The following is a 20260-nucleotide window of genomic DNA, read 5'->3' as shown; positions in this document are numbered from 1 at the left end:
CCGCTTTTGTGAATCGCCATCGCAGAGCTTACGTGAGGAAGGAACTTTCGATGGAAACGCCAACTAAAAAAACTTCGGAATTCAAAAAGTCATTCAGTTCCCTTGACATCCTGATGATCGCCTTCGGCGCGATGATCGGCTGGGGATGGGTGGTCTCCACCGGCGACTGGATCGGTACGGCAGGCGTGATCGGCGCCATGCTCGGCTTCATCCTCGGCGGCGTGATGATCTTTTTCATCGGCATGACCTATGCCGAGCTGACGCCGGCAATGCCTGAATGCGGCGGTGAGCATGTGTTCAGCATGCGTGCCATGGGGCCGATCGGCTCATTCGTCTGTACCTGGGCCATCGTACTCGGTTACGTGAGCGTCGTCTGCTTCGAGGCGTGCGCCTTGCCGACCATCATCACGTATGTGTGGCCGGACTTCCTGCAGGGGTACCTATACTCCGTCGCAGGATTCGACATCTACGCCACATGGCTGGGCACCGCCGTGCTGTTCGCCGTCTTCATCACCGTCATCAATATCATGGGTGCGCAGATCGCGGCCAAGCTGCAGAACATTCTGACCCTGTGCATCGGCGCCGCCGGCATCCTGCTGATCGCGGCATCCGTGATCACCGGAGATGCCTCCAACCTGCAGGACCAGATGTTCGAAGGCTCGGGCATGGGCGGCATGATGGCCACCATCGTCAAGGTCGCCGCCGTCAGCCCGTTCTTCTTCATCGGCTTTGACGTGATTCCACAGGCCGCCGAAGAGATCAACGTGCCGCTTAAGAAGATCGGCAAGATCCTCATCCTCTCCATCGTTTTGGGCATCAGCTTCTATGCGTTGGTGATTTTCTCCGTGGGCTACGTGATGACCGGCGATCAGATCGCCGCCTCCGCCAATGGCACCGGCTTGGTCACCGCCGACGCCATGGCCGCGGCCTTCCACAGCAACATCATGGCGAAGGTGCTGATTCTCGCCGGCATGTGCGGCATCCTCACCAGCTGGAACTCGTTCATGATCGGCGGCAGCCGCGCCATGTACTCCATGGCCGAGTCCTATATGATCCCGCGTTTCTTCACCAAGCTGCATTCCAAGGCCAAGACCCCGTACGTCGCCATCATCGTCGTCGGCATCCTGAGCGTGCTCGCACCGTTCGCCGGACGTAAGATGCTCGTGTGGGTCGTGGACGCAGGCAACTTCGGATGCATCCTCGCATACTGCATGGTATCGCTGTCCTTCATCATCCTGCATGTGAAGGAACCGGACATGGTTCGCCCGTATCGGGTGAAGCATTGGAAGCTCATCGGCACCATGGCCGTGCTGATGTCCGGCATCATGATCATGCTGTACATCCTTCCGGGCACCGGTGTGACCCTGGCTCCGCAGGAATGGCTCATGGTCGCCGGCTGGTCCGCGCTCGGCGTCGTGTTCTTCATCTTCAGCAAGATGGTCTACAAGGACAAGTTCGGCTATTATGCGCAGCTGTACGTCAGCGAACTCGATAACGGCGACGAACAGGAAAAGACGGTTTCCGAATCCTCCGCGGTCATCAACCTCGCAGCGTCCGAAGCCAGCGCCCCCGACGAGTGGGCGAACGGTTTCGGCTACTTCCTGCCGGTCAATCTGGTGTTCGGCAAGGGCAAGGTACGTGAGGTCGGTACGATCGCCTCCGCGCACGGTACCACCGCAATGATCGTCACCGGCGGCCATTCCGTGAAGAACAGCGGCACCTACGACAAGATCAGCGGCCTGCTCGAAGAAGCGGGCCTGACCACGGTGCTCTTCGACAAGGTCACTCCGAACCCGCTGACCACCACGGTCGAGGAGGGTGCCCGACTCGCCAAGGACCGGCAGGTCGATGTCGTGATCGGTCTGGGCGGCGGCAGCACCATGGATGCGGCCAAGGGCATTGCGTTCATGGCCGAAAACGAGGGTGGCGTCAGCGAGTACATCTATGGCGAGCGTACCTCCGACAAGGCCCTGCCGCTCATCCTCGTGCCGACCACCTTCGGCACCGGATCCGAGGCCAACGGCTTCGCGGTCATGACCAACCCGGACAACGGCGACAAGAAGTCGTTGCGCAGCCCGGCGCTTGTGGCCACCGCGTCCATCGTTGATCCCGACCTGATGCGCACGATGCCGAGCAGCGTGATCGCCGCCAACGGTTGCGACATGCTATGTCACTGCATCGAGGCGTTCACCGCCAATAATGCACAGCCGTTCACCGATGCGCTCGCCCTGTATGCAATTCCGCTCATCGCCAACAACATCGTGAGCCTGTATCGAGGTGAGGGCACCGACGAACAGTGGGCCAAGGTCTGTCTCGCCGGCACCATCGGCGGCATGGTCATCAACACCGCCGGCATCACTCTGGCGCACGCCATGGAACATCCGGTCAGTGGTCTGAGGAACGTCACCCATGGCAAGGGCCTGGCTGCCATCGAGCCGACCGCCATCGAAGCGACCTATCAGTACAACCGCTTCAAGTACGGTCGTATCGCGAGGATTCTGGGCGGCTTCACCGCCGAGGATTGCGCGCCACGAGTGAAGAGACTGCTCGCGGATCTTGATCTCAACGTGACGCTACGCGATCTCGGCATCGAGAAGAAGGACATTCCATGGTTGGCGCAGAACGCCCAGAAGGTCTCTCCGGGCAATCTTGTGAACACGCCGGGCTCCCAGCTCGTCACCACCGAGGAATCGTTGGAGAAGCTGTACGAGTCGATGCTCTGAGTGCTCAGTCACATCGATTCGCCGATGGATGGCCGTTGGGAATCCCAAAGGCGAATGCGATATGAGGGCGTGATGTCCCACCGTGGATAGCGGCGGGACATCACGCTTTTTCATGTTTGGAGGCTTTTCTGCATAGGGGAAATGACCTTCCATGATGGCATAGTGGAATGCGTCACGCAATGGGAGGAACGACATGACGTACATGCAGGCGTTGCTGGGGTTCGCGGTGCTGGCCGGAGCCATGGCCATGGTGCCAGGTCTCGACATGGTGATGACCATGAACGAGGCAATCCACTATGGGCGACGCAACGGCATCATGGCGGGATTCGGCATCCAATGCGGCGTGCTGGTATGGGCCGTCGCCGCGTCATTGGGCCTGGCCGCACTGATTTCCGCATTCCCGCTGGCCTATGACATCATCCGCGTGATCGGAGGCATGTATCTGTTCTATCTGGCATGGAGCATGTCCGGCATGTCCGATTGGGCGAAGCGCAAGCTTGGCATCGCAACGAAGCAAACCGAAATGCAACCTCGGGAAGCCGCCGATGACTCCACCGCATCCACGGAATCCGTCGCACGGTCCATGATCGCCCCGACCTCCAGGCCAAGCCTGTTCTCTTCATGGTGGCGCGGTTTCCTCACCGATTTCTTCAACCCGAAAATAGGCGTTTTCTACATCGCAGTCATCCCGCAGTTCCTCGTGTCCGGCGTCGGCAATCTCCAAATGGGTCTGTCGCTTGGACTGATCCACGCCATCGAAGGCGGTGTGATTCTCACCGTCGTGGCCTGTGCGGCCGCCACCTTCTCCGCCAAACTCACCAGTTCACGCGGCAAAAGCATCCTTTCCATCGTTACCGGTGGCGTCATGGCCCTGCTTGGAGGCGCAACCATCCTCGACGTGGTGCGAAGCCACACCGCCTGACGGAAGATCACGGCCTCGCCTTTGATTGTCAAGGGGGTAGCGTGTGATACCGTGCAGGTTATGGAGATTACATATACCGATGAGAAGAAGTTCACCAAAGAGCAGACGCAGCGGCTATTCCGTTCCGTCGGCTGGGTGTCAGGGGAGTATCCGGAACGCCTGTACAAGGCGTTGATGGGCTCGTCCACCGTGTTTTCGGCTTGGGATGGTGACCGTCTTGCCGGTTTGGTGCGCGTGCTTGACGATACCGAGATGGTGGCCTACATGCACTACGTACTTGTAGATCCGGAATATCAGGGTCACGGCATCGCCGGACATCTGGTCGGCATGGTCAAAGACCGATACCGTGATTACCTGTATATCGAGGTCATGCCGGAGGAGAGCAAGAACGCGTCGTTCTACCAGAAGCACGGCTTCCAGATCATGGAGGACGGCGTGGCCATGCAGATCTGCAATCCCGGCGAGAAGCGGTGAAACGGACGAATCCTACAATCTGAACGTTCGCCTGACGAATCGTTCGATCTTGCGCCAGTACACGTCCGGCGCCACCACCGAGCCCATCACATGATCGGCGCCTGGCACCAGCAACTTTTCACGGTCGAGACTTGAGCAGGCGTTGAAATTCATATCGAGGAAACGTGGGGATACGAAGGTGTCGGCGTCTCCGTGGACGAACAGCACCGGAATCGTCGCATGGCGGAGTTGCTCCATACTCGAGGCATCGTTGAAGTCGTAGCCGGCCTTGTACTTGCAGACAAGTCCCGCCGCGTCCACGCACATCGCCGCGAGCAGCTTTGGCAGATGGAACATCGCACGGGACGTATCGATGAATTGCAGTCTCACCGACGCGTAGCCGCTGTCTTCGATGGCGGAAACCACATTACGGGGCAACCTTGGGTCTCCGACGGTCATCATCACCGTTGCCGCGCCCATCGAATTGCCATGCAGCAGGATACGGGCTTCGGGATCGCTTTCGATGATCAGATGAATCCAATTGAGCAGGTCATTGCGTTCCAGCCATCCCATGCCGGTATAGCGCCCCTCGCTCATCTCGTGCGCGCGCTGCGCCGGCACCAGCACCGTGAAACCGAGGCGTGCAAAGCGATGCGCCCATGTTGCCATCTCCGCGGGCTCACCCGTATACCCATGGCAGCAAATCGCGTAAAGATGCGGTTTCGGGCTTATGCAATCCGGGTCGAACAGCCAACCATGCAACGTAAGACCGTCGAAGCTTGTGATGGTGACCGGTTGCTTGGTCTCTTGAAACCATACGCCGGCTTCGCGTGCCTCGCCGGTATTCATCAGACGTTCGCGTTCCGGATCGTCCGGCGGGGACTGACGGAACATGGACTTCTTGCATTGCGAGTCCAAAGCGAACCTGAACAGCGAATTTGCGCAAATGGCCAGCGCTCCCGCAGATGCCACGGCCGCGGCTCCCGTTGCAATGCAGATGGTGCGGGCGATATCAGAATGGGTGCGCCTCATTGCTGCCTCGATTCGTTGATTTCGTGTATTCGTTCCCTGTTCATACATGATGACCGATGTGTTCGATTGTACGTGTGTTCCACACCTTTGCGGCGTTGAACACGCATTGTCAGACCGATGTGTATACTTAAGGACTGTTGTCTTGGCGAGGGAAGCATGAGCTTCCGTAATCGACTCGGCGTGTGAGTGCACTCCTTGAGTGTCTTCGCGGCTCGTTGATGCGCCGAAACAGAAGAACGAATATCAAGGAGATATCGATTATGGCTACCACCATTACCCTCGAAGGCGCCGCTCGTACCGAGTTCGGCAAGGGCGCTGCCCGCCGTCTGCGCGTCGCCAAGCTGATTCCGGCCACCGTGTACGCCGGCGGTGAGGCTCCGGTCTTCGTGCAGCTGCCGATGAAGGAGACCACCCTGTCCCTGCGTCACACCAACGCTCTGTTCACCATCAAGTACGGCGAGCAGACCAAGATGGCCATCGTCAAGGACGTGCAGCGCAATCCGGTGAAGCGCATCGTCGAGCATGTTGATTTCTATGAGGTCAAGGCCGGCGAGAAGATCGACGTCGAGGTGCCGGTGTTCGTCGAAGGCACTCCGAAGGGTGCCGCCGTCGCGTTCGTCGACATTCAGGAGCTCAAGGTCCGCGCCGACGTCGCCAACCTGCCCGAGAAGATCGTGGTCAACGTCGATGGCCTGACCGATGGCGCCAAGGTCTTCGCCAAGGACGTCGTGCTGCCGGAAGGCGTCGTGCTTGACGTTGAGGATCCGGAAGAGTCCGTCGTCACCGTCGAGGTGCCGGAAGATGCCGCTGAGGCAGCCCCGGCCGCCGACGCCGCCGAGACCGCCGACGCCGAGTGAGATAGCTCGTTTCCGCAAGCGTTCGATTACGGAGTCCGCGCATGTAGATTGCATGCGCGGACTCCTTTGTTTCCGCTACGTTTCATGCCATCTCATATCGCGAACGATGGTTATCGATTGAGATTATGGTGTGAGAAAGTACTAACCAGAGCCGGCGCCACAAGCGCTGGCATGTCAACATCCGCATGCCGCGAAAGCGGCTGATGCATAAGAAGAAGTTAAGAATGACTGAACAGAATCATCACGATCCGGCGGAGCTTGACAAGCTCACCGAGAAGTTCACCGTGCTCCCTAACGACAACCCGGCATCCGACGCCAAGCGCGCCGAGCTCATCGACAAGCCGGCCTTCGGTCAGGTGTTCTCCGATAATATGGCCCACATGACCTGGACCAAGGGCGAAGGCTGGGGCGATCGCCGCATCGAACCGTATGCGCCGCTGAAGATGGATCCGGGCGCATCCGTGTTGCATTACGCTCAGGAATGCTTCGAAGGTCTCAAGGCCTACCGTCACGCCGACGGCTCCACTTGGCTGTTCCGCCCGGATGCGAATGCCGAACGATTCCAGAATTCCGCCAAGCGTCTGTACCTTCCGGAACTGCCGATTGACGATTTCATCGGTTCCGTGGCTGCTCTCGTCAAGCGTGATGTGAACTGGGTGCCGTCCCGTCGTGAGTACACCCTGTACATGCGTCCGTTCATGTTCGCCTCCGAGCCGTTCCTTGGCGTGCGGGCACCGCATGAAGTGGACTATTGCGTGATTGCTTCCCCGTCTGGTCCGTACTTCCCGGGCGGTGTGAAGCCGGTCAGCATCTGGGTTGAAGACAAGTGGTTCCGTACCGGCCCTGGTGGCACCGGCTTCGCCAAGTGCGGTGGCAACTATGCGGCTTCCCTGCTCGGTGAATACACCGGCATTGACCACGGTTGCGAACAGGTCTGCTTCGTGGACGCCGCCACCAAGACCTACCTCGAGGAGCTTGGCGGCATGAACATGATGGTCGTGCACAAGGATGGCCACGTGGAGACTCCGTCCCTGACCGGCAACATCCTGCCGGGCGTGACCCGCCGTTCCCTGATTCAGCTCATCCAGGACAATGGCCACGACGTGGTCGAAACCATGATCGCCTTGGATCAGCTGCTCGAAGACATCAAGTCCGGCGAGGTCACCGAGGTGTTCGCCTGCGGTACCGCAGCCATCATCACCCCGATTGGCCGTTTCAAGTCCGAGAAGTTCGACGTGACCGTCGCGGATGGCGGCTCCGGCGAATTCACCGTCGCCCTGCGCAACCAGCTGCTCGGCATTCAGCTCGGCGAGATCGAGGATCCGCACAACTGGATGTGGAAGGTCTGCTGATCTTCGCTAAGACCGTTTCCTAACAGCGCGTAGACCGCCGGAGGGCGGTATATACGTCGTACGATCGTAAACTTGGCCTGAAGGCCGGACGTGTCGTACGATGCATATACCGCCCTCCGGCTCTTTTATGGTGATATGGCACCTGCGGGCTATGGTATTTTTGCAGTTGCATGAAGGAACCTTGTGAGGGAGGGGGAGAAGATATGGAAGTGGCCCTGGAAAGCAACGGGTTTTTCATGGGCATCGAATACCTGGCGACGTTCTGCTGCGGTATGGTCGGCGGACTTGCCGCCGTGCGCAAGGGATATGATGTCTTTGCGATTCTCGTGACTACATGGCTCACCGCATTGGGAGGCGGCATCATTCGTGATGTGTTGCTCGGTGCGCTCCCTCCCGCAGGCGTCTCCGACAAGGGGCTGGTGATCACCGCGCTGCTGGCGGCCGTCACCGTGGCCGTCGCACATCCGGAAATCAACAAACTCAGATGGTCCATGCTGTCGTTGGATGCGCTGGCGCTGGGATTGTACGCCGTTAACGGTACCAGTAAGGCCATGATGTACCACATGTCCGGCACCACGGCGATTTTTCTGGGCATGTTTACCGCATTGGGCGGCGGACTGATCAGGGACATGCTCATCAATGAAGTTCCCATGGTGATTCGTGACAAACATTGGTATGCGGTGCCATCCGCCGTCGGATGCATACTCACCGTGTTGGTGTGCAAGGGTGTGAATGCCGGCATCATCGCTTTCCCGGCGGAGGTCGTGCTTGATGTGCTCATCGTCGTACTCATGGTCGGTATGCGATTGGCGTCGGTGATCTTCGATATTCAGTTGCCTGGCGCTCTTGCACGGCACAATACGTATCTACCGGGTGAATCAAAGTATCTGAAACGCCCTGTCATCCATCCCGACAAAGATGATGACGGCAAAGACGACAGGCATGAATAGCAGAAGCCCCGCAGGAGAATCTGCGGGGCTTCCATATAAACGGTGAGTTACGAAAACTCAGAGAGCGTTGATGGCCACGGCGAGACCGGACTTGCGGTTAGCAGCCTGGTTCTTGTGGATCACGCCGGCGCCAGCAGCCTTGTCGAGCTTCTGGGCCGCGACCTTGTAGGCGGCCTCGGCGGCGGCCTTATCGCCGGCGGCGATGGCTTCGCGGGTGGCGCGAACGGCGGTCTTCAGGCCGGACTTCACTGCCACGTTACGCTTGTGGGCCTTCTCGTTGGTGAGAACGCGCTTCTTCTGCGACTTAATGTTTGCCACTATTACTCCAAACGACGTTTTCTATAAGGACATACAAACGAAAATGATAACATGGCGCGCGGATAAATCGCCAGCGGGCCTAGGAGTGTCGCGGCGCACCCTGCCGATACCAGCGGTTAGAATCGTTTGCGTTACGTATTTCAGGAGGAGGATGGCGTGGGCCAGCAGCATAATCAGCCCGGTTTCACCGATCAGTCGTTGATCCGCAATTTCTGCATCATCGCGCATATCGATCACGGCAAATCGACGGTGGCGGACCGCATTCTGCAGCTCAGCGGCATCGTACCGGAACGAGAGATGCGTGACCGCTTCCTCGATCGCATGGATATCGAGCAGGAGCGTGGCATCACCATCAAATCGCAGGCCGTGCGCGTGCCGTGGACCTTTGATGGCACCGAATACACACTTGGCATGATCGATACTCCGGGCCACGTCGATTTCACCTACGAAGTCTCCCGTGCACTGGCCGCATGCGAAGGTGCCGTGCTGCTCGTCGACGCCACGCAGGGCATCGAAGCGCAGACGCTGTCCAATCTGTACATGGCCATCGACCATGATCTGGCCATCATCCCGGTGCTGAACAAAATCGACCTGCCGAGCGCCGAACCCGACAAACACGCCGAGGAGATCGCCGGCCTGATCGGCTGCGATTCGTCTGACGTGCTACGCGTCTCCGGCAAGACCGGCGAAGGCGTGGCCGAACTGCTTGATCGCATCGTCACCGATATACCGGCTCCGAAAGGTGAGCCGGATGCTCCCGCCCGCGCGTTGATCTTCGATTCGGTCTATGACTCCTACCGAGGCATCGTCACCTATATCCGTATGGTCGACGGCGAACTGCGTTCCCGTGAGAAGCTGCACATGATGGGTATCGGCATGACCCATGATCCGATCGAAATCGGCGTGATCAGCCCCGACATGATGCCGACCAAGGCACTTGGAGCCGGTGAGGTCGGTTACGTGATCACCGGAGCCAAGGACGTCAGCCAATCCAAGGTCGGTGACACCATCACCTCCGCCGCGAATCCGGCCACTGAGCCGCTGGAAGGCTATCGCGACCCGCAGCCGATGGTCTATGCCGGCCTGTTCCCGATCGATAACGCCCAATTCCCGGAATTACGTGAGGCGCTCGACAAGCTCAAACTCAACGACGCGGCCCTCATCTACGAGCCGGAGACTTCCGTGGCCTTGGGCTTCGGCTTCCGGTGCGGCTTCCTCGGCCTGCTCCACATGGAGATTGTGACCGAACGGTTGAGCCGCGAATTCAATCTCGATCTGATTTCCACCGCCCCAAACGTGCCGTATGAGGTCACCGCCGAGGACGGTAGCGTGCATCGCGTGACCAATCCGAGTGAATTCCCCGACGGCAAGATCAAGAGGATCGTCGAGCCGATGGTCGCCGCCGATATCATCACACCGAAGGACTTCATCGGTGCCGTGATGGATCTGTGTCAGGATCACCGTGGACAGATGGGCACCATGGAATACATTTCCTCCGACCGTGTGGAGATGCACTACCGCATCCCGCTCGCCGAAATCGTGTTCGACTTCTTCGACCAGTTGAAGAGCCGCACCAAGGGCTATGCTTCGCTCGACTACCACGAGGACGGCGAGCAGGCCGCCGATCTGGTGAAGGTCGACATTCTCATCCAAGGCGAGAAGGTCGATGCCTTCAGCGCCATCGTGCACCGTGATAAGGCATATTCCTACGGTGTGATGATGACGAAGAAGCTACGTGAGCTCATTCCGCGCCAACAGTTCGAGATTCCGATCCAAGCGGCCATCGGCTCACGCATCATCGCCCGCGAGAACATTCGCGCCTTGCGCAAGGACGTGCTTGCGAAGTGCTATGGCGGCGACATCTCACGCAAGCGCAAACTGTTGGAGAAGCAAAAGGCCGGCAAGAAGCGCATGAAGATGCTCGGACATGTCGAGGTGCCGCAGGAGGCGTTCATCGCCGCCCTGTCCACCGGCGATGCCGGCAACGACCGTGACACGAAGGACAAGATCCGCGCCGCCCAGAAGACCGAAGGCTGATGTTCGAAGTCTACATTCATGTGCCGTTCTGCATGAGACGTTGCGGATATTGTGATTTCAACACGTATACCGCCATTGACATGGGTGCGGGCGCGTCCCGGGGCAACTATGCCAACATGGTGATTCGCGAGATGGCGATCGTGCGTGATTGGCAGGAACGTCACGGCATCGTCGAACCGCCGGCCGGCACTGTTTTCTTCGGCGGTGGCACGCCGACGATTCTCAAGGCCGCGGATCTGGTGGCCATGCTGGATGCCGTACGCGAGACATGGGGAATCGCGGACAACGCCGAGATCACCACCGAGGCGAACCCCGATACGGTGAACGCCGATTACGTGCGCGAGCTTGCCGACGGCGGCTTCAATCGTATTTCCTTCGGCATGCAGTCCGCGGTTCCGCACGTCCTGAAGACGCTTGACCGCACTCACACGCCGGAGAACGTCGCGGCTGGCATCTCGGCCGCGAATGCGGCCGGCATGCGTTCCAGCGTCGACCTGATCTATGGCGCGCCGGGGGAGAGCCTTGATGATTGGCGTACCTCCGTGAATACGGCCCTCGATCTGGGAGTCAACCATATTTCCGCATACGCATTGACCGTGGCTCCGAACACCACCATGGGTCGGCGAATCGCGGCCGGCATGTTGCCGACCCCGGACGATGATGACGAGGCCGCCAAATACGAAATCGCCGATGCGCTACTGTCCGCGGCGGGACTTGAATGGTATGAAATCAGCAACTGGGCACGTCCAGGTTACGAATCACGGCATAACCTCGGCTACTGGCGCAACGTCGACTGGGCCGGACTCGGACCCGGGGCGCATTCCCATTACGATGCACCCGCCCTTTCCGAGCGAGGAACCGTCAGGAGAGACCAGGCCGATGGAGAGGACAGCGCGACGGCCCTGCGTTCCTGGGACATCGCACATCCGCGCCTGTGGGGTAGCGCCATCAGCGAAGGCAGGATCCCGTGGGCTGGCAGCGAGAACATCACCGTCGAGGAGAATCTCGAAGAGACCATCATGCTTGGCCTGCGTATTCGAGGGGGCCTTGACATCGCACGGCTCGGCAATGCCATCGCCGAAACCACATGGCGTGAGCTGGAGCATGACGGCCTGATCACCGTTGAGCATCATCATGCCATCCCCACGCTTCGCGGGCGCCTGCTCAACGACACCATCATCGCCAAACTGCTGGAATCATTGGACTGACGATATTGCATAACGGCGATGCGAGGTCGTTTTCGCATGCTTGGCGAGAATCATTACGTGGGTATTGACAATGCCGTCGATTCGTTATATGGACACCTGAAACGCTATCGACATGGGGGCGCGGTATTCTAAACCACGCATTAAAGAACCGCAAGACTTTTCTTGCCCAAAAACATTGAAGGTGGTTTCGGTGACTTTCCACGCCCCGTTAGATCTGACGATCCATGATTCCCAAGGTATGTATGATCCCGGCGCCGAGCACGACGCCTGCGGCGTGGGTATGGTCACCACCCTCAACAAACGACCGGAGCGCAAGATCGTTGACGACGCCATCGAAGTGCTTGTCAACCTGAACCATCGTGGTGCGGTCGGCGCCGAAGAGAATACCGGTGATGGCGCGGGCATCCTCATGAGCATGCCCGACGAGTTCATGCGTGCCACCGTAGGTGTGGAACTGCCTGAGGAAGGCCACTATGCAGCCGGCATCGCATTCCTCGACCGTGACATCGCCACCTCCGGTCAGCAGGAGCAGGCCATCGCCCGAATCGTGCGTGAAGAGGGTCTCGAAGTACTCGCATGGCGCATCGTGCCAACCAACCCGGACGGACTCGGCCTGCAGGCTCTTGCCAGCATGCCGGCGTTCAAGACCCTCGTTGTGGCCGATCCGGACAATCAGCTCGCCGGCATCGAATTGGATCGCAGGACCTTCCGCATCCGCAAACGCGTGGAGCACGAGGTTGGCATCTACTTCGCGTCCCTGTCCGCGCGCACCATCACCTACAAGGGCATGCTGACCACCATGCAGCTCAAGCCCTTCTTCCTGGATCTGTCCGATGAGCGCATGAAGGCCAAAATCGCCATCGTGCACTCCCGCTTCTCCACGAACACGTTCCCGAGTTGGCCGCTGGCCCAGCCATTTCGTCAGCTGGCCCACAATGGCGAGATCAACACCATCCAGGGCAATCGCAACTGGTTGTCCGCCCGTGAAGGCCGACTGAGCTCCGAACTGCTCGGTGAGTTCAAGCCGCTGCTGCCGATCGCCACCCCGGGCTATTCCGATTCCGGTACCTTCGACGAGTGCCTTGAGCTGCTGCATCTCGCCGGCCGCTCCATGCCCCATGCCATCTCCATGATGCTGCCGCCGGCATGGGAGAAGAACGATCAGCTCGACCCGGATGTCAAGGCGTTCTACGAGTACAACAACACGTTGATCGAGCCGTGGGACGGTCCGGCGCATATCATCTTCACCGATGGCACCCAGGTCGGTGCGTTGCTCGACCGTAACGGCTTCCGACCGGGCCGTTGGCAGCTCACCGATGACGGCTACATCGTGCTCGCCTCCGAAACCGGCGTGCTGCCGGAGGTGGCTGAGGAGCATATCGTGTCCAAAGGCCGCCTCGAGCCGGGCAAGATGTTCCTCGTCGACACCAATGAAGGCCGTATCATTCCGGACGAGGAGATCAAGAAGGCTCTCGCTTCCCAGCACCCGTACCGTCAATGGGTGGAAGGCAACTCCGTCGAAATGAGCGAACTTCCCAAGCGCGAGCACGTCAACCACTCCGGTCAGTCCGTGCAACGTCGACAGCGCGCCTTCGGCTACACCGAGGAGGACCTGAAGCTCCTGCTTGCCCCGATGGCCAACACCGGCAAGGAACCTCTGGGTTCCATGGGCAACGACGCGCCTATGGCCGCGCTGTCCAACCGCAGTCGCATGCTGTTCGACTACTTCACCCAGAAGTTCGCACAGGTCACCAATCCGCCGCTCGATTGGGAACGCGAAAAGATCGTGACTTGCCTTGAATCCGCCATCGGTCCGGAACCGAACCTGCTGGCCGATTCCGAATTGCACGCCAAGAAGATTCTCATTCCGCTCCCGGTGCTTAACTCCGACGAGATGGCGCAGCTCAAGCGCCTCGACCGAGCCAAATTGCTCGGCGGCTATTACAAGCCGTTCATCGTCAAGGGCCTCTATCAGGTCGCCGGTGGCGGCAAGGCGCTGAAGGAACGTCTGAACGAGATTTTCGAGGAAATCGACAAAGCCATCGAAAACGGCTCCAACTTCCTAGTGCTTTCCGACCGCGATTCCAACTACGCATGGGGTCCGATTCCGTCGTTACTGCTCACCTCAGCGGTGCAGCACCACCTGCTGCGCCGTCATACCCGCACGCAGATCTCCATGGTGGTCGAAGCCGGCGATGTGCGCGAAATCCATCATGTCGCGTTGCTGATCGCCTATGGCGCGGCGGCAGTGAACCCGTATCTGGCCTTCGAATCCGTTGAGGATCTGGCTCGCAAGGGCTACCTCAAGGTGGACGCCGAAACCGCCGTGAAGAACCTGACCGGCGCGCTATCCACCGGCGTACTCAAGATCATGGCCAAGATGGGCGTCTCCACCATCATGAGCTATCGTGGCGCCCAGCTGTTCGAAGCCATTGGTCTGAACAAGGATGTCATCGACGAGTATTTCGCCGGGACCACCTCCCGCGTGGGTGGCGTCGGCCTCGACGAACTCGCCGAAGAAGTGGCCATTCGCCACCGCGTGGCCTACCCGACCCAGTGGACCGCGCGCCCGCATCGTAATCTGCGTACCGGCGGCGAATACAAGTGGCGCCGCACCGGTGAGGATCACCTCAATGATCCGGAGGCCATCTTCCTGCTGCAGCAGTCGACCCAGCGTGGCGATTACGAAATGTTCAGGAAGTACTCGAACCACATCAACGACACCTCCAACCGTCTGATGACGCTACGAGGCCTGATGAAGTTCAAGTCCGACCGCAAGCCGATTGACATCTCCGAAGTCGAGCCGGCCAGCGAGATCGTCAAGCGTTTCTCCACGGGTGCCATGAGCTATGGCTCCATCTCCCAGGAGGCGCACGAAACCCTCGCCATCGCCATGAACACCATCGGTGCGCGTTCCAACTCCGGTGAGGGCGGCGAATCCGAGGACCGTATCAACGACCCGTTGCGCTACAGCAAGATCAAGCAGATCGCCTCGGCTCGCTTCGGCGTGACCAGCGACTATCTCGTGCATGCCACCGACCTGCAGATCAAGCTCGCCCAAGGCGCCAAGCCGGGCGAAGGCGGCCACCTGCCAGGTGCCAAGGTTCCGCCGTGGATCGCCAAGGTGCGTCATGCCACCCCAGGCGTGGAACTCATCTCCCCGCCGCCGCATCACGACATCTATTCCATCGAGGATCTGAAGCAGCTGATCAACGATGCGAAGATGGCCAATCCGAAGGCCCGCATTCACGTCAAGCTTGTCTCCGAGTTCGGTGTCGGCACCATTGCCGCAGGTGTGGCCAAGTGCCATGCCGACGTGGTACTGATCTCCGGCTATGACGGCGGTACCGGTGCGGCTCCGCTCAACGCCATCAAGCATGCCGGCACTCCGTGGGAGATCGGCCTGTCCGAAACCCAGCAGACGCTGGTACTGAACGGTTTGCGTTCCCGCATCACCGTGCAGTGCGACGGCGAGCTCAAGACCGGCCGCGACGTCATGATCGCAGCTTTGCTCGGCGCCGAGGAATTCGGTTTCGCCACGGCTGCGCTGATCGTCGAAGGCTGCGTCATGATGCGCGCCTGCCAGAAGAACACCTGCCCGCAGGGCATCGCAACGCAGGATCCGGAACTGCGCGCCCGCTTCAGAGGCAAGCCGGAGCATGTCGTCAACTTCTTCATGTTCATTGCCGAAGAGGTGCGCGAGCTGCTCGCCCAACTTGGCTTCCGTACGCTGGAGGAGGCGGTCGGCCACGTCGAATGCCTTGATCAGAACGAAGCCATCAGGCGATGGAAGTCCGACGGCATCGATCTGAGCAATGTGCTCATGCAGCCGGGCCCGATTCCGGGAACCATCCTGCACAAGACCATCGATCAGAACCACGAGCTCGATAAGGCACTCGACAACAAGCTCATCGAACTTGCCCAACCGGCCCTCGACAAGAAGGAGCCGGTGCGCATTGAAATGCCGATTCGCAACGTGTACCGTACGCTTGGCACCATGGTCGGTTACGAGATCACCAAGCGCTATGGTGAGGAGGGCCTGCCGGATGACACCATCGACATGACGTTCCACGGCGCCGGCGGACAGTCCATCGGCGCGTTCATCCCGCGTGGCGAGACCATTCGTGTGTACGGCGAAGTCAATGATTACGCCGGCAAGGGGCTGTCCGGCGGCCGCATGGTGGTTCGCTCGGAATCGAATGTCTCATTCGACCCGCATGAGAACGTGATCGCAGGCAACGTCACCGGCTTCGGTGCGACCTCCGGACAGATGTTCGTGGCCGGACGCGCCGGCGAACGCTTCGGCGTACGTAACGGCGGCGCCACCTTCGTGGTGGAGGGCGTGGGCGACCACGGCTGCGAATACATGACCGGCGGCACGGTCGTCATCCTTGGCTCCACCGGCCGTAACCTCGGCGCAGGTTTCTCCGGTGGCAACGTGTACGTGCTCGATCTCGACATGAAGCAGGTCAATCCGGCGGCCGCCACCAATGGCGCGCTGCTGTTTGAGCCGCTCGACGCCGAAGCGAATGAACTGGTGCACGGTCTTGTCAAGCAGCATGCCGAGGAGACCGGCTCCGCCTTCGCGGAAGGCCTCCTCGCCGACTGGGAGAACAGCGCCAAGCGGTTCACCCACATCGTTCCGAAGCACTTCCTTGCCATGCAGAAGGCGATGAAGAACGCCGAGGAGAACAACATCGATTTCAATACGCCCGGCGTCTGGGAACAGGTGTACGAGCAGGTTATGGAAGGAGCGCGCTGACATGGGAGATCCTCGTGGATTCCTGAAGGTCCGTACCCGTCGCGAACTAGCCGAACGCCCCATTGAGGAGCGCATCAAGGACTGGTTCGACGTCCACGCCGAATCCGGCCTGCAGCCGTGGACCACCGAACAGGCGGCCCGCTGCATGGACTGTGGCACCCCGTTCTGCATGAGCGGCTGCCCGCTCGGCAACATCATCCCCGAATTCAATGATCTGGTACGTCAGGAGAAGTGGGAGGACGCATACAATCGTCTGTCCGAAACCAACAACTTCCCGGAAGTCACCGGCCGCATCTGCCCGGCTCTGTGCGAAGCCGCCTGCGTGCTCGGTATCCACCAACCGGCCACGATGATCAGGAACGACGAATGCACGATCATCGACCAAGCGTGGGATCTGGACTATGTCAGGCCCCTGCCCCCGCAGCGACTGACCGACCAGACCGTTGCCGTGGTTGGCTCCGGCCCATCCGGCCTTGCATGCGCGCAACAGTTGACCCGCGCCGGCCATACCGTGGTCGTGTATGAACGTGATGACGCCATCGGTGGTCTGATGCGTTACGGCATTCCGAACTTCAAGCTCGACAAGCGACTCATTGACCGTCGTGTGGAGCAGATGGAGGCCGAAGGCACCGTGTTCCGCACCGGCGTGGAGATCGGCAAGGACATCTCCTGGGATGATCTGCGTTCCCGTTACGACGCCGTGGTGGTGGCCATCGGCTCCACCGTGCCACGCGATATGAAAATTCCCGGCCGCGAACTCAAGGGCATCCATTTCGCCATGGAGTTCCTGCCCGACGCCACCCGTCGCGTGTATGGCGTCAAACCGGTCAACGACATCACCGCCGAAGGCAAGCACGTGGTGATCATCGGCGGCGGCGACACCGGTTCCGACTGCCTGGGCACTTCCATCCGCCAGGGCGCAAAGGACGTCACCGTGCTGCAGATTATGCCGCAGGAGCCGACCGAACGTCCGGATAACCAGCCGTGGCCCACCTTCGCGCGTCTGTACCAGAAGACCACTTCCATGGACGAAGGTTTCGAGACCCAGCGTGCCGAATACGTTTACAGCACCGATTCGGTGAATTTCGTCGGTACTGAGGAGGAACAGGCCAAGGTCAAGGTGGAGGACGCCACCGCCACCGAAGGTTTCGTGGCGGACGAGAACGGCCACGTGACCGGTTTGAAGGTCGTGAACGTCGCACCGGGCGAAAATGGTCCGTTTACCCGTCAGCCGGGTACCGAACGCGTGATTCCGGCTGACTTGGTGCTTATCTCCGTGGGCTTCCTGCATCCGGATACCACCACGTTGGTGGACCAGTTGCCGGTCGACCTCGATGGCCGCGGCAACGTGGCGCGTAACGACAAGTTCGCCACCTCCCAGGACGGCGTCTTTGCCTGCGGTGACGCCGGTCGTGGCCAGAGCCTCGTGGTGTGGGCCATTTCCGAGGGCCGTTCCTGCGCGGCCGCCGTGGATGAGTACCTCACCGGATCCACCGAGCTGCCGGCTCCGATCGTCGCATCCAAGCGACCGATGATGCTTCCGCGCTGAGCGACAGCACGGTAGAAGACGAACGTAATCGCACGTGAGACGGCCTTTTCCGAATCAACGGGAAGGGCCGTCTTGCCGTATCCGACTCCGAGCCGTTCAACATCGACCATTTCAATATCGACCATATGACGTGCTGCGTTCATGAAAAAGCGGCGGGCGTGCGGTAGAGTGGCATGCAGCAACACGTAACAAAGGAGTGCTTCAATGCCAAACCGTGCAGAACGCCGAGCCCAAGCCAAGCAGAATCGCAGGGGAGTGCCGCAACAGTACGACCAGACCCATGGCCGCGCACGTTCCGGAATGCTTGACGAATACCAACTGCAGGAGAAGTCCCGTAGGTTGCAGGAGGGCACAGACGGGCCGTGGAAGCCGACCGGTGGCACGGTCGAAGTGACCGAAAACCTGCTGACGACCAACCCGGACTATACGAATCCGAAGATGTTCAAGGCTCCGCATTCCACCCGCCAGTGGTTCCGTGTGGCCAGCTGGGTGCTGATCGCGCTGTCGGCCATCGCCTTTTTCGTGATCATGTGGCTGCCGCAGCATCCGATGTGGCTCATCGCCACGGTTTCCGCGGTCTTCGCGGTAGGTGTGATCAGTCTGTTCTTCACTGCGGGCAATCCGCGGCACAATCCGAACCTTGATCAGAACGGGACCGCCGTCTGATGCGGAGTCGTTGCAGACGTCTCTGAACATTTGCAGATGATATTGAATACAACGCACGATTGTCATGACACGAATGCAACAATCGTGCGTTTCGCATTGTCTTGGCCTAAAGTGGAACACGGAACGACTATCTGACTCGAAGAGGAGAGTGCAGTTATGAAGGTTGACATCCTTTCCCGGGAATACCCACCGAAGGTGTACGGCGGCGCAGGCGTACATGCGGAAGAGCTTTCCAAGGTGCTGGCGGAACGTGTCGACGTGACAGTCCGTGCGTTCGACGGCCCGCGCGCCGAAGCCGATGTTCCCGCCATTCCCGGCGATGCCCCGAAAGGCTCGCTCACAGTCGTCGGCTATGACGTTCCGAAGGAATTGGAAGGCGCCAATGGCGCGCTGAAGACCTTCGGCGTTGACTTGCAGATCGCCAACGACGTCGATGCCGACATCATCCACGCCCACACCTGGTATGCATGCCTGGCCGGCTATCTCGCCAAGATGCTGCATGGCACGCCGCTGGTCATCACCGCGCATTCGCTCGAACCGTTCCGCCCGTGGAAGCGTGAACAGCTCGGCGGCGGCTACAACCTGAGCTCCTGGGCCGAAAAGGACGCCTACGAGCATGCCGACCGTGTGATCGCCGTGTCCGCGGGCATGCGTGAGGACATCCTCACCGCCTATCCGAACCTCGACCCGGACAAGGTGGTCGTGGTACACAATGGCATCACCATGAGTCAGTTCGAAACCCCCGCCGACGACGATCCGGGTTGGAAGGTGTTCGAGCGCTATGACATTGACCGGAACAAGCCGACCCTGCTGTTCGTCGGCCGTATCACTAGGCAGAAGGGTTTGCCATACCTGCTTCAGGCGTTGCACTTCGTCGATCCGGGCATTCAGATCGTGCTGTGCGCAGGTGCGCCGGACACTCCGGAGATCATGGAGGAGGTCAAGACGGCCTTCGCCAAGCTTGACGAGGAACGCGGCAATATCATCTGGATCGAGGAGATGCTGCCGAAGCCGGAACTGAACGCCCTTGAGCATGGCTGTGACGCGTTCATCTGCCCATCCATCTACGAGCCGCTCGGCATCGTGAACCTGGAGGCCATGGCATGCGGGCTGCCGGTCGTCGCCTCCGCCACCGGCGGCATTCCGGAAGTCGTCGTCGACGGCGAGACAGGCTATCTCGTGCCGGTCGACCAGTTGCATGACGGCACCGGTACCCCGACCAATCCGGACAAGTTCGTACATGATATGGCCGACGCCATCAACAGGATCATGGCCGATCCGGAGAAGGCGAAGAAGATGGGACAGGCCGGCTATGAGCGTGCACGGGACCACTTCAGCTGGGAATCGATTGCCGACAAGACCGTCAAGGTCTACGAGGATGTGATTGCCGAACAGGAGTAGCCGCAAATCGCCTGTCGGTCCATGACCGAC

Annotated in this window: 14 protein-coding genes; 12 read left to right on the top strand and 2 right to left on the bottom strand. The window is 59.9% G+C overall.

Annotated elements, in window-relative coordinates; all coding sequences use genetic code 11:
- Positions 1-50 precede the first annotated feature (50 nt).
- The 3 genes from HMPREF1494_RS00290 (at position 51) to HMPREF1494_RS00280 (ending at position 4119) form a co-directional block, all read left to right on the top strand.
- Entirely contained in the window at positions 51-2723 is a 2673-nt protein-coding gene (locus HMPREF1494_RS00290) for a bifunctional amino acid transporter/iron-containing alcohol dehydrogenase (protein ID WP_034518201.1), read from the top strand.
- A 193-nt stretch (positions 2724-2916) separates the two neighbouring features.
- Positions 2917-3645 carry a LysE family translocator gene (locus tag HMPREF1494_RS00285; protein ID WP_003840274.1) on the top strand — a complete coding sequence of 243 codons (729 nt, stop codon included), beginning with the start codon at positions 2917-2919 and terminating at the stop codon, positions 3643-3645.
- 60 nt (positions 3646-3705) lie between these two features.
- Positions 3706-4119: a GNAT family N-acetyltransferase gene (locus HMPREF1494_RS00280; RefSeq protein WP_012902123.1), complete on the top strand. Its 414-nt coding sequence runs from the start codon at positions 3706-3708 to the stop codon at positions 4117-4119.
- Positions 4120-4131: 12 nt separating this feature from the next.
- Here the strand turns inward: HMPREF1494_RS00280 and HMPREF1494_RS00275 are convergent, their stop codons facing one another.
- Entirely contained in the window at positions 4132-5130 is a 999-nt protein-coding gene (locus tag HMPREF1494_RS00275; RefSeq protein ID WP_012902124.1) for an alpha/beta hydrolase, read from the bottom strand.
- Between the two features lie 260 nt (positions 5131-5390).
- Here HMPREF1494_RS00275 and HMPREF1494_RS00270 point away from each other — a divergent pair, with 260 nt between their 5' ends.
- The 3 genes from HMPREF1494_RS00270 to HMPREF1494_RS00260 all read left to right on the top strand — a co-directional run bounded on the left by HMPREF1494_RS00270 (position 5391) and on the right by HMPREF1494_RS00260 (position 8289).
- Positions 5391-5987 carry a 50S ribosomal protein L25/general stress protein Ctc gene (locus HMPREF1494_RS00270; RefSeq protein ID WP_012902125.1) on the top strand — a complete coding sequence of 199 codons (597 nt, stop codon included), beginning with the start codon at positions 5391-5393 and terminating at the stop codon, positions 5985-5987.
- Between the two features lie 224 nt (positions 5988-6211).
- Positions 6212-7339 carry a branched-chain amino acid aminotransferase gene (locus tag HMPREF1494_RS00265; protein ID WP_003843807.1) on the top strand — a complete coding sequence of 376 codons (1128 nt, stop codon included), beginning with the start codon at positions 6212-6214 and terminating at the stop codon, positions 7337-7339.
- A gap of 203 nt (positions 7340-7542) precedes the next feature.
- Complete coding sequence (locus HMPREF1494_RS00260; protein WP_012902127.1) at positions 7543-8289, top strand: trimeric intracellular cation channel family protein; 747 nt, start codon at positions 7543-7545, stop codon at positions 8287-8289.
- 57 nt (positions 8290-8346) lie between these two features.
- Here the strand turns inward: HMPREF1494_RS00260 and rpsT are convergent, their stop codons facing one another.
- Positions 8347-8607: a 30S ribosomal protein S20 gene (rpsT, locus tag HMPREF1494_RS00255; protein WP_003840264.1), complete on the bottom strand. Its 261-nt coding sequence runs from the start codon at positions 8605-8607 to the stop codon at positions 8347-8349.
- 156 nt (positions 8608-8763) lie between these two features.
- Between rpsT and lepA the strand changes: the two genes are divergently transcribed.
- The 6 genes from lepA (at position 8764) to glgA (ending at position 20230) form a co-directional block, all read left to right on the top strand.
- Positions 8764-10644 (top strand): translation elongation factor 4, encoded by a 1881-nt coding sequence (gene lepA / locus HMPREF1494_RS00250; RefSeq protein WP_003843805.1) that lies wholly within the window; start codon positions 8764-8766, stop codon positions 10642-10644.
- On the top strand, positions 10644-11852 hold the full coding sequence (hemW, locus tag HMPREF1494_RS00245; RefSeq protein ID WP_034518193.1) for a radical SAM family heme chaperone HemW: 1209 nt from the start codon (positions 10644-10646) through the stop codon (positions 11850-11852). The genes lepA and hemW overlap by 1 nt, the downstream gene beginning before the upstream one ends.
- Before the next feature lie 190 nt (positions 11853-12042).
- Entirely contained in the window at positions 12043-16614 is a 4572-nt protein-coding gene (gltB, locus tag HMPREF1494_RS00240; protein WP_034518189.1) for a glutamate synthase large subunit, read from the top strand.
- Position 16615: 1 nt separating this feature from the next.
- Entirely contained in the window at positions 16616-18163 is a 1548-nt protein-coding gene (locus HMPREF1494_RS00235; protein ID WP_003841841.1) for a glutamate synthase subunit beta, read from the top strand.
- A 204-nt stretch (positions 18164-18367) separates the two neighbouring features.
- Positions 18368-18829 carry a membrane protein gene (locus tag HMPREF1494_RS00230; protein ID WP_034518185.1) on the top strand — a complete coding sequence of 154 codons (462 nt, stop codon included), beginning with the start codon at positions 18368-18370 and terminating at the stop codon, positions 18827-18829.
- Positions 18830-18985: 156 nt separating this feature from the next.
- Positions 18986-20230 carry a glycogen synthase gene (gene glgA, locus HMPREF1494_RS00225; RefSeq protein WP_003840254.1) on the top strand — a complete coding sequence of 415 codons (1245 nt, stop codon included), beginning with the start codon at positions 18986-18988 and terminating at the stop codon, positions 20228-20230.
- The last annotated feature ends 30 nt before the right edge of the window (positions 20231-20260 follow it).

The organism is Bifidobacterium sp. MSTE12 (assembly GCF_000513015.1).
Lineage (GTDB): Bacteria > Actinomycetota > Actinomycetes > Actinomycetales > Bifidobacteriaceae > Bifidobacterium > Bifidobacterium dentium.
This window is presented reverse-complemented; position numbering and strand designations above follow the sequence as displayed.